Source organism: Nonomuraea sp. NPDC001684 (assembly GCF_053596515.1).
Genome location: NZ_JBSFGJ010000291.1, coordinates 1 through 11,886, shown reverse-complemented (window position 1 = coordinate 11,886; position 11,886 = coordinate 1). Strand labels below are relative to the sequence as shown.

The window sequence follows — 11,886 nt, the reverse complement described above, 5'->3', positions numbered from 1 at the left end:
CCCGCCTGCCGGGTTGCCGCGGCGCAGGAACCCGGTCATCGCGCCGATCGCGGCGCCGACCTGGTCGCGCCGGATGCGCGCGTGCACGAGCCCGATCGTCTCCGGGCGCGGCACCAGCGAGACGGCCATGGCGGTGACGACGCCCAGGTTGTGCTGGACGAACGCGGCCGTCAGGTCGGGCCCGGCGACCCGGCCGTGGTAGACGCCGGTGGGGTCGAGCCCGCCGGTGGTGATCACGCTGCCGTCGGCGAGCACGGCCTCGATGCCGGCCACGTCCTGGACCCGGGAGCGGAAGCAGCCGTCGCCGCGTTCGAGGGCGTTGCCGATGACCGAGGTGTCGGCGCAGGAGGCGGTGACGTTGAGCATCCACGGCGTGTCCCGCAGCGCCTCGGCGAGCTGGGCCTGGGTCACGCCGGGCTCGATGACGGCGTAGCCGGCCTCCAGGTCGAGGCCGCGGATGCGGTTCATCCGGCTGAGGTCGACGACGACGTTGTCCTCGGTGACCGGCAGCGCGGAGCCCATGCCCCAGTTCCTGCCGGTGCTGACCGGGTAGAGGCGGCTCTTGCTCACCATGGCCCGGCGGACGAGGGCGCGTACCTCGTCCAGGGTGTGCGGGGTCTCGGTGCCCGCCAGCGAACGCGGTCGGTGGGCGCCCACGTCACGCGGCCGCAGATCCACTCGCGATAGTCCCTGCATGGCTCTCCTCGGGGGATGCGAAATCACGTCAGGCGGTGTGCTGGAGGAGGTCGTCGATGGAGCCGATGGCCTGGGTGGACATCTCCCTGATCTCACGCAGCCGCTGCTCGGTGAACGCCTCGTAGGGCGCGGGCGGGACGGCGGCGGGGGCGGGGGCGGGGGCGGGGAAGTCGAGTGAGCCGCGCGGGGCGGCCTGTGCGGGCACGTCGTGCGGGCCGTAGGGGTGGCGGCGGGCGCGGGTGCGTCCGGTGTCGGACGACTCGTGCCGGACGAGCGCGGGCAGATGCGGTGGGGTTCGCATGACGGGAGCTCTCCTACAGGGTTCGTACGGGTTGTGCGTGCTGCCGCCCGTGGAGCGGCACGTGGGTCGTCACGTGCTCTCCTGGTGGCCGGAGCGGGGGATGACGGCCGTGGGGGTCGCCCTCGGCACGCCGTGGTTGATGACGCTGGCGGCGATCCGGCGCTCGGTCAGCCCCATGTGCGGACGGGGCGCGCCGGCCGGACGCACGGCGGCCGTGCCGCGGATGATCGAGCTGGCGTGCACCCACCGGCGGGTCTCGGCCAGCACCTCGCGCTGCGCCCTGGGCAGGTCGCCGTGGGCGGCGTAGTGCTCGCAGACGGACCACGCGAGGGCGCGGGCCATGATCAGGTGCTCTTCGCAGGCCGCGGCCACCTTCGACTCCAGCCCGACCACCTGGGCCAGGAGCAGTTGCAGGTGGGACAGGCCGGAGCTGCGGTCGAACCCGTCGAGCTCGGCCAGCCGGGCCGGCCAGCGCAGCCGCCGCTCGACGGCGGCGCGGGTCGCGGCGGCGACGTCGGCCGCGGTGCGGCCCCGCGGGTCCTCGCCCTCCAGTTGCACGGCCCGCTGCGCGGTGTGCTCGAAGTCGGACAGCCGCTTCAGCCCGCTCTGCAGCAGCCTGATGCGGTTGTGCAGGCAGGCGGCGCTCCAGCCGAGCACCAGCAGCCGGTCGCTGTCGGCCTCGCAGTGCCAGCCGACGAGGCTGACCTCGCGGGCCATGCGGTGGTGGAGCACCCATGCCTCGCGCGGGTCGACGTGGACGGGGGCGTCGATCCACACCTGCAGGCCGCCGGGAGGCAGCTCGCCGACGCCGACCTCGACCCCTTCGGGGGCCACCCTGGCGCAGATGCGCTGGACGACCTTCTGCTGCGCCGCCGTCTCCGGCGCCACCGGCGCCGGGTCCGCCGCCCAGACCGGCGGCACGCGCTCGGGGGCGACTCGCGCCCTGGGCTCGATGCTCATCTGAGGCCACCTCCAGACCCGAAGGTCCCTCCTACGTAAATTGACACTTAATCCTGCAGCTCTGATCCTCGGGTCGCAGCACGTCGCTGTCAACTGACACTTAACGAATACCTATCGGACGCACGGTTGGCAACCCTGGGACGCAGGTGAAACAAGGGGCCGGAGGGGGCAGAGACAAGGCATGGCCTCGCCCGTCGCGAGGCGGCCGCCCGCGAGCGGCCACGAGAGGAAGGAGTCCCCGGTGGCGATGCCCAGAGCCGCGCTGGCGGCGGTGTTCCTGGCCGCCGGGCTGCCCGCGGCCCATGGGGTCACGCACGCCGGCGAGACGTTCTGCCGTATGCCGGAGTTCACCGGCAAGTCGGTTCCGGAGGGGCCTTACCTGATCGACACTGATGTCTCACCGCGGTGGATTTACCCGTACCCGACGCCCGCCGAGCGCGAGCCGTCGTCGGAGCAGCGGCTCGACTTCGCCGGGTTCCCGAGCGTGGCGGCGCTGGACACGGTGGGCCGCGACGGCGCTCCGGCCAGGAAGCTCCTGGTCACCTACGCCACCAACGTGGACAAGGTCGTCACCCTCTCCAGCGAGTCGGCGACCTCCGACGACGGCGGCGTCACGTTCGGCCCGAGCAACCGCACGCCGCTGCGGGAGGCGCCGATCGAGCTGCGCGACGGCCGGCTGCTGGCCCTGGAGTACTACCTGCGGCGCTCCGGACCGGGCACCGCCAAGCTGGGCGTGCTGTCCTCCACCTCCGCGCACGACGAGAGCTGGGTGCGCTGGGAGGCCACGGTCTCCTCGCCGGACGCCGGCGCCTCCGGCGGGGCCGCGCACGGCCTGCCGATCCAGCTCGCCGACGGCACGATCCTGTTCACGGCCTACATCCGCCAGGGCGACACCGAGGCCTACCAGGCGGAGGTGTTCGCCAGCGACGACGGCGGCCGCACGTTCGCCAGGCGCGGCGTGATCGCCCCGCCCCAAGGGCCGTTCGTCTACAACGAGACCGCCCTGGCCCAGACGCTCGACGGCTCCCTGCTGGCGGTGCTGCGCAGGGACGGCGAGCCGCCCTCCACGCTGCACCAGAGCCGCTCCTCCGACGGCGGCCGCACCTGGTCGCCGGTCCGGCCGCTGCGCATCGACGGCCAGGACTGCCTGGTGCGCGGCGTGGCGCCGCGGCTGCTGCTGATGCCGGACGGCGTGCTCGTGCTCAGCGCCGGGCGTCCGCACAACTGGCTGGCGATCGCCCCCGACGGGATCGGCGAGGAGTGGCGGCAGCAGACGGTGACGTACCGCAACAGCGACGGCGTGCGGGACGTGCACGGCTCCTCGGGCTACACCGCCGTGGCCGCGGTCGGCCCGCACCGGCTGATCCAGGTGTTCGACAACTGCAAGCTGCCCGGCGTGCGCCCCGACGGGCTGCTCAACGAGACGGCCTGCCCGGCCCACGGCAAGTTCGAGAACGGCGGCTGGTACGCGATCAAGCGCCGCCTGTTCACCGTCACGCCCCCCGGCCCCGACCTGCTCGACCTGGCCGCCCTGTACCGCCGCGGCGCGCTCAAGGTCGAGACCGACATGCGCTGGACCCGTCCCGGTCGGCCGCGCACCGGCCCGGCGGGCGCCTTCGACGGCAGCACCGACTACTGGTCCGGCGCCGTCGCCGCCGGCCCCGGCCGGTACGTCCTGCACCTCGACCGCCCATACGCGATCAACCGGATCGGCCTCGCTCTGCGCCCCGGGCACGCGGCCGGCGCCCGCGTGTACGTCTCCGCCGACGGCCGCTCCTGGGGCGAGCCCGTCGTCACCGTCGAGGACCGGACCGACTACGCCATGCGCTACCACACGGTGGCCCGCACCGGCGCGCACGTCATGGTCGTCACCGAGCCGACGGACGACTGCGACGCCGAGATCGGCGACTCCTGCAGCATGCTCAGCGAACTCGAACTCTACGGACGCTGAACCCGGCCGGAATATGCGGGTTATCAGGCGGGCCGAAATGGCGCGAGCCTACGGAATGTGACGCCCGGACCCGGCGGGCTTTTCGGGACCGGAGTTTTCCCGGCCGGGCGGAAACGCGTGGCTCGATTACTGTGACTTCCGTTCCTCTCTGCCCGCCTTCCGGCCTGCCGCGGTGACGAATGGCCGGACCGATGTTCCGGAGAGCCGATAAATTGCCGCCCCACTCCCCCGGCGCCGAGGCGTCGCCGTGCGCCTGATCCCCTCCCGCCCCTTCGACAGCGCCGCCGTGTGCGGCGTGACGGGCACCGTCGCGCTGCTGTGCGCCGCCGAGGCGGCCGGCCGCCTCGGGCTCGTCTCCCAGCTGGAGCTGCCGCTCGCCTCGGCGGTCCTGGCCACCGCCGCCGGGCTCGCCGCCGACCCCGCCTTCCTGGCCGACGTGCTGGCCACCTGCGGCGCGTGGGCGCTCGGACTGCTGACCGCCGTGGCGGTGGCCGTGCCCGCCGGGCTGCTGCTGGGCAGCCTGCCGCCGGTCGAGCGGGCCCTGCGTCCCGTGCTGGAGTTCCTGCGGCCCATCCCCTCGGTGGCGCTCATCCCGCTGGCCGCGTTCGTCTTCACCGGCCGCCTGGAGACGGAGGTCGCGATGATCGTGTACGCCGCGACCTGGCCCGTCCTGCTCAACACCATGTACGGGCTGCGCGAGGTCGACCCGCTGGCCAAGGAGACGATGCGGGCCTTCGGCTTCGGCCCGCCGGCCGTCCTGTGGCGGGTCAGCCTGCCGAGCGCGGCCCCCTTCGTGGCGACCGGCGTGCGGGTGGCCGCGGCCATCGCCCTGATCCTGGCCGTCAGCACCGAGCTGCTGGCCGGCACCAGCGGCATCGGCCACTTCATCATCGTGGCCGAGAGCAGCCCGGACGGCCTGCGGCTGACCATCGCCGCCACCCTGTGGGCCGGCGCGCTCGGCCTGCTCACCAACGCCCTGCTCGCCCACGCCTTCCGGCGGCTGCTGCGCTGGCACACGACGCTGACGGGAGCGGCACGATGATCAGATCCGTGGCGCGGCTGTGGGCCGTGCCCGTCGTCGTGGCCGTCTGGGAGCCGGCCACCAGGGCGGCGGGCAACCCCTACTTCCCGCCGCCGTCCACGATCGCGCTGCGCCTGCGCGAGCTGTGGATCAGCCGGACGGCCCTGGACGACCTCTCCCACAGCCTGGGCCGGCTGCTGACCGGCTGGGTGCTGGCCGGGGTGGTGGGCGTGGCGGCCGGGGTCGCCATGGGCCGCTCGCCGCTGCTGTCGAGGTTCGTGGACCCGGCGGTGCAGTTCTGCCGGGCGCTGCCGCCGCCCGCGCTGCTGCCGGTGTTCCTGGCGCTGTTCTCGACCGGCACCCTCATGCAGGTCATGACCATCGCGTGCGGCATCGTCTGGCCGGTGCTGGTCAACGCCGCCGACGGCGCCCGCGACGTGGACCGGCTGCACCTGGACACCGCGCGGGTCTTCAGGCTGTCGGCCGGGCAGCGCCTGCTGCGCGTCGTGCTGCCCTCGGCGGCCCCGAAGATCCTCGCCGGGCTGCGGCTCAGCCTGTCGCTCGCGCTGATCCTCATGGTGATCGCCGAATTCTTCGCCACCGACGGCGTCGGTTTCCGATTGCGCGCCGCCCAGCGTTCCTTCGACCTGCCGGGCATGTGGGCGGCCGTCACCGTGCTCGGGGTTCTGGGTTATCTGCTCAATCAGGTTTTCCTGATTCTGGAACGCCGGTTGGTGGCGCATTACGGCGCGACCGAATAAAGCCGCCCGGGAATGCGGGGGATTGCCGGACGGCTGTTCTTTTTCCCCGGCACGCTTTGTTCGCGAACTCAACTCTCTGGGAGCGTTTTCATGCGTCTGTTACTCGCGGCGGTCGCCCTCGCCCTGGCGATGACCGGGTGCGGCGGGGCGGACCCCCGGCCGTCGTCCGGCGGGCCGGAGAAGGCCGTGCTGAACCTCGGCATGCTGGCCCTTCCCGAGGTCGCGCCCGTCCAGATCGCCACCGACAAGGGGTTCTTCGCGGCGGAGGGGCTGACCGTCAAGCCCGTCGTGATCCAGGGCGGGGCCGCCGCGATGCCCGACCTGATCAGCGGCAAGCTCGACGTCCTGCACAGCAACTACGTCTCGGCGATCCTGGCCGCCGCGCGCGGCGTGGGCCGGTTGAAGGTCGTCGGCGACGCCTACGCGGCCAAGCCCGGCAACTTCGTCCTGATGACGAGGAAGGACTCGCCCGTCACGAAGCTGGCCGACCTCAAGGGCAGGAAGGTCGGCGTCAACACCCTCGGCAACGTCGCCACCCTGGCCGTGAGCGCGCTGCTCAAGCCCGCCGGCGTGGCGCCCGCCGACATCACCTTCGTCGAACGGCCCTTCCCGCAGATGGCCGGCGCCCTGGCCAACGGCGACGTGGACGCCGCCGTGCTGCCCGAGCCGTTCTGGCAGACCGCGGCCGCCACCAGCGGGGCCCGCAGCCTGTCGGACCTGTTCACCGGCGCGACCGCCGACTTCCCGATGGCGGGCTACCTGACCACCGAGGGCTTCGCGGCCGACAATCCGCGCACGGTGGCCGCCTTCCAGCGCGGCCTGCGCAAGGCGGTGGACCTGGCCATCGCCGACCCGGCCCAGGCCAAGGCCGCGCTGCTCAAGTACACGAAGATCGACAAGGCGACGGCCGACCTGACCTTCGTCACCCGGCGCGGGCAGCGCATCTGGACCGAGCCGCGCGGCCGGGCCGCGGGCCACGCCTGGCCCCAGTACTCGATCCACCGCGGCCGGCTGCAGCTCCTGCTCCTCGACGCCGTACGCGAGCGGCTCGGCCCGGACGCCGTGGTGACCGGTTCCCCCGTCACCGGGCTCGACCACGACGCCGACCTGCTCGTCGGCGCCGACGGCATCCGCTCCGGCGTCAGGGCCGCGCTGTTCCCCGGCGAGGGCGAGCCGCTGTGGGGCGGTCACGTGCTGTGGCGCGGCACGTCCCGGGCGCGGCCGTTCCTCACCGGCCGATCCATGATCATGGCGGGCGACGGCGCCCAGAAGATCGTCATCTATCCGATCGCGCCGCCGGACCCCGACGGCACGCAGCTCGTCAACTGGGCCATCCAGCACCGGGCCCCTGAGACCGTCCCCCGGGGCGACTGGAACCGGGAGGTGGAGATCGGCAAGTTCCTGCACCACGTGGCCGACGTGCGCTCCGACGCCCTCGACATCCCCGGCCTCATCGCCTCGGCGGACAAGGCGTACGAGTACCCGCTGGTGGACCGGGACCCGCTGCCGTACTGGTCGTCGGGGACGGTGACGCTGATGGGCGACGCCGCGCACCCGATGTACCCGACCGGGTCCAACGGCGGCACGCAGGCCGTCATCGACGCCCGCGTGCTGGCCCACGCGCTGGCCACCGGCCAGGGCCTGGAGTTCTACGAGAGCCGGCGGCGGCCGGTCACCAACCGGATCGTGCTGGCCAACCGCGAGGACGGGCCCGAGGTCGTCCTGCGGATGGCGCACGAACGCGCCCCCGACGGGTTCGCCGACATCGAGGAGGTCATCCCCAGGGACACGCTGGAGAAGATCTCGCTGCACTACAAGCAGCTCGCGGGCTTCGAGCCGGCCACCCTGAACGCCCGCCCCAGCTGGTCGGTCCCCCCGGACACCGGCCAGGGGTCTGTTTCCCTGAACGCCGGCCAGGAGTCGGTTCCCCTGAACGCCGGTCAGGCCGAGAGCTCGCCCTGACCGCGGGACGTGTTCTGGAGGTGGGTGTGGTGAGGCGGGGGCGCGTGGGCGCCCCCGCGTGGGACCGGGCGCGGCCTCCTACCGCTTGGGCGGGAGGTCGTCCCCACGGTTGCGGTTGCGGGTGTGCTCGCGCGCCTCGCTGTCCTCGTCGACCTCCAGGTGTTCCCTCCTGACCTGGCCCTCGACGGTCTCCTCGTGCTCGACGCGCTCCCTGTGCACGCGGATGTGCTCGACCGGCCTGGTCTCCTTGCCGATCACCGGCCGCTCCTCGTGCAGGGTGATCTGCTGCTCGTCCTCGCCGATCTCGTACGTGCCGGGCTCGCCGTCCCTGATGGGCTCGCGCTCGATCACGACCTCCTCGTGCGCGAGCGGCACCCGCTCCTGGACGTTCTCGGTCTCGACGTACTTACGCAGCCGGACGTGCCCGCTCTCGCGGCTCTCCTTGCCGATGTGGAGCTGCTCCTCCGACGCGGTCATGTCCATGTCGCGGTCGCCGACGTCCCGGCCGCGCATCCGGCCCGGCTGCCCCGGCTGGCCCGTCGCGCCTGTCCGGCCGGTCGGCGGCTGGCCGGTCATGCCGCGTTCCCCGGTCGTCCGCGGCTCTCCGGCGGGCCGCTGGGCCTGCCGCTCCCCCGCGGCGGGCGAGCGCTGGGACGGGATGGTGGACGGCTGCATCCCGTAGTACCGGTAGAGCTCGGCCTCCTCCTCCAGCGACAGGCGGCCGTCCACGTCGATGTTGGGCGCGCCCTTGATCATCTCCTTGTCGAAGGGGACCCTGATCTCGTCCCCGGAACGGCGGGCGTTGGCCAGCGGCACGAAGGTCTGCTTCATGCCGAAGAACCCCGTGCGCACGGTCACCCACTCCGGCTCGCCGGTGCGGTCACTGAGGTAGACCTGGCCCACCTTGCCGATCGACTGTCCGTCCGACCCGATCACATGGCACTCGAGCAGGCTCCGGATCTCTGTTTGCATAGCCACGACGATCCCCCCGATTGTTCGTCCTGGTTCAAAAAGGACAAATACCCCAGAGAGTCGCATTTGCACACACGGGTCGGCCAGTCTTTGCCATGGATCGGCCTACGGCGGAGGCACGCCGCGGCCCTGCCGGGAGCCCTCGTAGGCGGCCCGCCGCAGCCTGGCCGTCCATCCGGCCGGGCACAGGCAGGGGGCGCTGTTGAGCACGGGGTCGAAGGTCAGGTCCGCGCCGGGCAGCGCGGTGTGCAGGCGCAGGCGGGCCAGGTAGCGACCGCCCGCCCACAGGTGGAACAGCAGCGGGCCGCGGGCCAGCGCGCCGGGCAGCAGCGCGGGATCGGCGGGCACGCGCTCACCCTCGGGCCGGGCGACCAGCCGGTACCGGCCGGTTCCGTACACGTACGCCGTGAGGCTGGAGTACGACCCCGACGTGAAGGTGCGGCGCGGCACCGGCACAGGGCCCGCGCCGGTGGACAGCAACAGGTCCACCCCGTTGGGCAGGCGCACGGCCAGCCCCAGCACGTCGGGCAGCCGGCCCGGCAGGGACAGCCCCTTGGACAGCCGGGCCCGCACCTCGTGCTCGCCCGGCTCCCCCAGCGGCGCCGCCTCGACCGTCAGCGTGCCCGCCAGGAGCAGCCCGCGCCGGTGCAGCGCGCGGCCGCGCCGGAGCCCGGCCAGCACGCGCGCCGCGGCGCGGGCGAAGGAGTCGAGCGCGGCCGGAGGGCCCGTGCCGCCGGGCATCGCGGACGCCCTCGTCAGTAGTCCTCCTGCGCCTTCTTCAGCGCCTTGAGGTGCTCCTGCAGCGTCGGGGACGCGGACTTGGCCAGCGCCACCACCGCCGGCGAGGAGCCCTTGGAGATCTCCTCCTTGGTGGCCTCGATCGCCGTCTTGTGGGCCTTGACCATGCCGACGACGAACTCCTTGTCGAACTCCTTGCCCTTGGCGTCCTGCAGGCGCTTGGCCATGGCGGCCTGGGCGGAGGTCGGCGCGGCGGGAAGCTGGATGGCGAGCTGGCTCGCGGTCTCGGTCACCTTCTTGTCGAACTGGGTGTGGTCGTCGACGAGCATCCGGCCGATCGACTTGATCTGGTCGGTGGCGCCCTTCTTCTCGGCCAGCCGGCCCGCCTCGATCTCGGCCAGGTTCCCCTGGTGGATGGTCGCCATCCAGGTCCTGTCCTGCTCGGACGGCTGAGCGTCGGTCCGCGGCGCCAGCCCCGCGGTGTTGGTGGTGGCGCTTTCGCCGCACCCGGACAGGGCGACGACGGCCGCGGCGGCCAGCAGCATGGTCAGACGAGTACGCATGAGGTTTCCTATGACATGGTGACACTTCTCCGACACAGAGAGTAACCATGCGCTCGCGACTTCCCCCTCAGGCGCGCCGCGTCGCACCCCTGGCTGCCGGGTGTCGCGGGCCGCCGCCGTGAGCCGTCATCATGTTGACGGACGAGACGCGGTCGGACCTGACCGCCGAGAGCGCGAGGAGAAGGATGACGCCACCGGCCCGATCACCGGAGCAGCGCAAGCGGGACACGCTCGACCGGCTCGAACACGACGTCGACGCCTGGGTGGCCACGGCGGGCGACGGCGGCCCGTACATGACGCCGCTGTCGTTCCTGTGGGACGGGCACCGGCTGCTGCTGTCCACCGCCGACGCCACGCCCACCGCCCGCAACCTGCTCGACGGCGGCACCGTCCGCCTCGGCCTGGGCCTGACCAGGGACGTCGTCCTCATCCACGGCACCGTGACCGCGCAGCCGGCCGCCACGATCCCCGGCGACATCGGGGACGCGTTCGCGGTGAAGACCGGGTTCGACCCGCGGGTGTCGCGCGGCCCGTACACGTACTTCTGGGTCACGCCGGTGCTGGTGCAGGCGTGGCGCGAGGTGAACGAGCTCGCCGGGCGCGACCTGATGCTCGACGGGAAGTGGACCGTCTAACCGAACCCCAGCACCAGCGTGGTGTGCCGCTTCACGATGACGAACTCCTGTCCCGCCCCCTGGGCGGCACTCTCTGAGGTGCGGCTTTCTGACGTGGGCCTCTCTGGGGCGGCGCTTTCTGGGGCGGGGGTCCGTCGCCCGGTCGGATCGGCGGCGTCGGGGTTTTCTCGTCCGGGCGGACCTGGGGCGCGGGTGGCGCGGCACGGCGAGCAGCGCGTCCGCCACGTCGTCGGCGATCTCCTGGCGCTCGCGCAGGTCCGCGACCATGGCGTGCCTGAGCCGGACGGCATCCACGCCGCGATTGTCCACCGGCCGGGAATTCACGGTAAAGAAAACGCCAAGAAGGGTTGGGCTCCGGGATGGGGGGAATGGCAGGCAACTTCTGTACGTCGACCGTTTGGAGGAGCCGTAGTGCTCACCCTGACAGCCAACGCAGCCCAGGCGATCCGCGACCTGACCGCGTCCGCGCCGGAACCCGCCCAGGGCGGGATCCGCATCTCGTCGCAGGGCGAGGGCGCGAACTCGCTCACCCTCTCCCTGGCCACGGCCCCTGAGCCGGCCGACGAGGTGGTGGAGACCGAGGGCGCGCGGGTCTATCTCGATCCCGTGGCCGCGACCGTGCTGGACGACAAGTCCCTCGACGCCGGGGCCGACGCGCAGGGGAGTGTGTCGTTCATGGTGACCCCGCAGGCGGTGTGACGGGCAGCCGCCGTACCGGTGCTCACGCCGGTACGGCGGCCCCGCACCCGGGTCAGCCGGCCAGGAGCTTGTGCAGGTAGCGGACCTGCTCCTCGGTCTGGTAGCCCGACCCGCCCTCGTGCCCGTTCCAGGGCCAGACGGTGATCTCCTTCGGTCCCTGCCAGTGGTTGTAGGCGGCGAAGACCGTGGAGGGCGGGCAGACGTAGTCCATGAGCGCGACCGAGTACAGCACGGGCACCCGGCCGCGGGCGGCGAAGTTGACGCCGTCGAAGTACGACAGCGTGCGGAACACCTGGTCGGCGCCGTCCCGGCGGGAGGCCAGGAAGCGCACCACCTCCTGGTACGGGTCCCGGTCGGTGATCTCCAGCGCCCGCCGGAAGTGCGTCAGGAACGGCACGTCCACCAGCGCGGCCCGCACCGACGGGCGCAACGCCGCCGTGGCCTGCGCGATCGCGCCGCCCTGGCTGCCGCCCGAGACCACGATGCGCCCGGCGTCCACCGCCGGATGGGCCGCGGCCACGTCGACCGCCCTGGCCGCGTCGGTGAACACGCGCCGGTAGTAGTAGTCCTCGGGGTCGAGGCGGAGGCCGAGCCGTGGCACGGGCTGCCGTTCTCCACGACGTTGCG

General features: G+C 72.8%; 13 protein-coding genes. 6 read left to right on the top strand and 7 right to left on the bottom strand.

The genetic code is table 11. The features are described 5' to 3' along the window. The 3 genes from ACWCSD_RS35805 to ACWCSD_RS35795 form a co-directional block, all read right to left on the bottom strand. The coding region (locus ACWCSD_RS35805; protein ID WP_449921607.1) for an FAD-binding oxidoreductase at positions 1-678 on the bottom strand (678 nt) is incomplete at its 3' end. Between the two features lie 46 nt (positions 679-724). Next, positions 725-997 carry a hypothetical protein gene (locus ACWCSD_RS35800; RefSeq protein ID WP_397156323.1) on the bottom strand — a complete coding sequence of 91 codons (273 nt, stop codon included), beginning with the start codon at positions 995-997 and terminating at the stop codon, positions 725-727. Positions 998-1,066: 69 nt separating this feature from the next. Then, a complete protein-coding gene (locus ACWCSD_RS35795; RefSeq protein WP_387669467.1) occupies positions 1,067-1,957 on the bottom strand; it encodes a hypothetical protein in 891 nt (296 codons plus the stop codon). A 247-nt stretch (positions 1,958-2,204) separates the two neighbouring features. Between ACWCSD_RS35795 and ACWCSD_RS35790 the strand changes: the two genes are divergently transcribed. The 4 genes from ACWCSD_RS35790 to ACWCSD_RS35775 all read left to right on the top strand — a co-directional run bounded on the left by ACWCSD_RS35790 (position 2,205) and on the right by ACWCSD_RS35775 (position 7,652). Continuing rightward, positions 2,205-3,908, top strand: a complete 1,704-nt coding sequence (locus ACWCSD_RS35790; RefSeq protein WP_449921609.1) for an exo-alpha-sialidase — start codon at positions 2,205-2,207, stop codon at positions 3,906-3,908. A 247-nt stretch (positions 3,909-4,155) separates the two neighbouring features. Continuing rightward, entirely contained in the window at positions 4,156-4,950 is a 795-nt protein-coding gene (locus ACWCSD_RS35785; RefSeq protein WP_387669469.1) for an ABC transporter permease, read from the top strand. Continuing rightward, a complete protein-coding gene (locus ACWCSD_RS35780) occupies positions 4,947-5,690 on the top strand; it encodes an ABC transporter permease (protein ID WP_397156320.1) in 744 nt (247 codons plus the stop codon). Before ACWCSD_RS35785 ends, ACWCSD_RS35780 begins: the two co-directional genes overlap by 4 nt. A gap of 90 nt (positions 5,691-5,780) precedes the next feature. Continuing rightward, a complete protein-coding gene (locus ACWCSD_RS35775; RefSeq protein ID WP_449921603.1) occupies positions 5,781-7,652 on the top strand; it encodes an ABC transporter substrate-binding protein in 1,872 nt (623 codons plus the stop codon). 78 nt (positions 7,653-7,730) lie between these two features. Here the strand turns inward: ACWCSD_RS35775 and ACWCSD_RS35770 are convergent, their stop codons facing one another. The 3 genes from ACWCSD_RS35770 to ACWCSD_RS35760 all read right to left on the bottom strand — a co-directional run bounded on the left by ACWCSD_RS35770 (position 7,731) and on the right by ACWCSD_RS35760 (position 9,925). Next, the gene (locus ACWCSD_RS35770; protein WP_449921601.1) at positions 7,731-8,624 is read right to left on the bottom strand and encodes a DUF2382 domain-containing protein; all 894 of its coding nucleotides are present in this window, start codon (positions 8,622-8,624) and stop codon (positions 7,731-7,733) included. Positions 8,625-8,729: 105 nt separating this feature from the next. Then, positions 8,730-9,365, bottom strand: a complete 636-nt coding sequence (locus ACWCSD_RS35765; RefSeq protein WP_449921599.1) for a hypothetical protein — start codon at positions 9,363-9,365, stop codon at positions 8,730-8,732. 14 nt (positions 9,366-9,379) lie between these two features. Next, positions 9,380-9,925 (bottom strand): DUF4142 domain-containing protein, encoded by a 546-nt coding sequence (locus ACWCSD_RS35760; protein ID WP_358286231.1) that lies wholly within the window; start codon positions 9,923-9,925, stop codon positions 9,380-9,382. Positions 9,926-10,110: 185 nt separating this feature from the next. Between ACWCSD_RS35760 and ACWCSD_RS35755 the strand changes: the two genes are divergently transcribed. Both ACWCSD_RS35755 and ACWCSD_RS35750 read left to right on the top strand, forming a co-directional pair. Further along, positions 10,111-10,560 (top strand): pyridoxamine 5'-phosphate oxidase family protein, encoded by a 450-nt coding sequence (locus ACWCSD_RS35755; protein WP_358286229.1) that lies wholly within the window; start codon positions 10,111-10,113, stop codon positions 10,558-10,560. 411 nt (positions 10,561-10,971) lie between these two features. Further along, positions 10,972-11,259, top strand: coding sequence for a HesB/IscA family protein (locus ACWCSD_RS35750; RefSeq protein WP_352327979.1), 288 nt, complete (start codon positions 10,972-10,974; stop codon positions 11,257-11,259). A gap of 52 nt (positions 11,260-11,311) precedes the next feature. On the opposite strand, the gene ACWCSD_RS35745 is transcribed toward ACWCSD_RS35750, so the two are convergent. Then, on the bottom strand, positions 11,312-11,886 hold a 575-nt coding region (locus ACWCSD_RS35745), incomplete at its 5' end, for an acetylxylan esterase (RefSeq protein WP_449921594.1).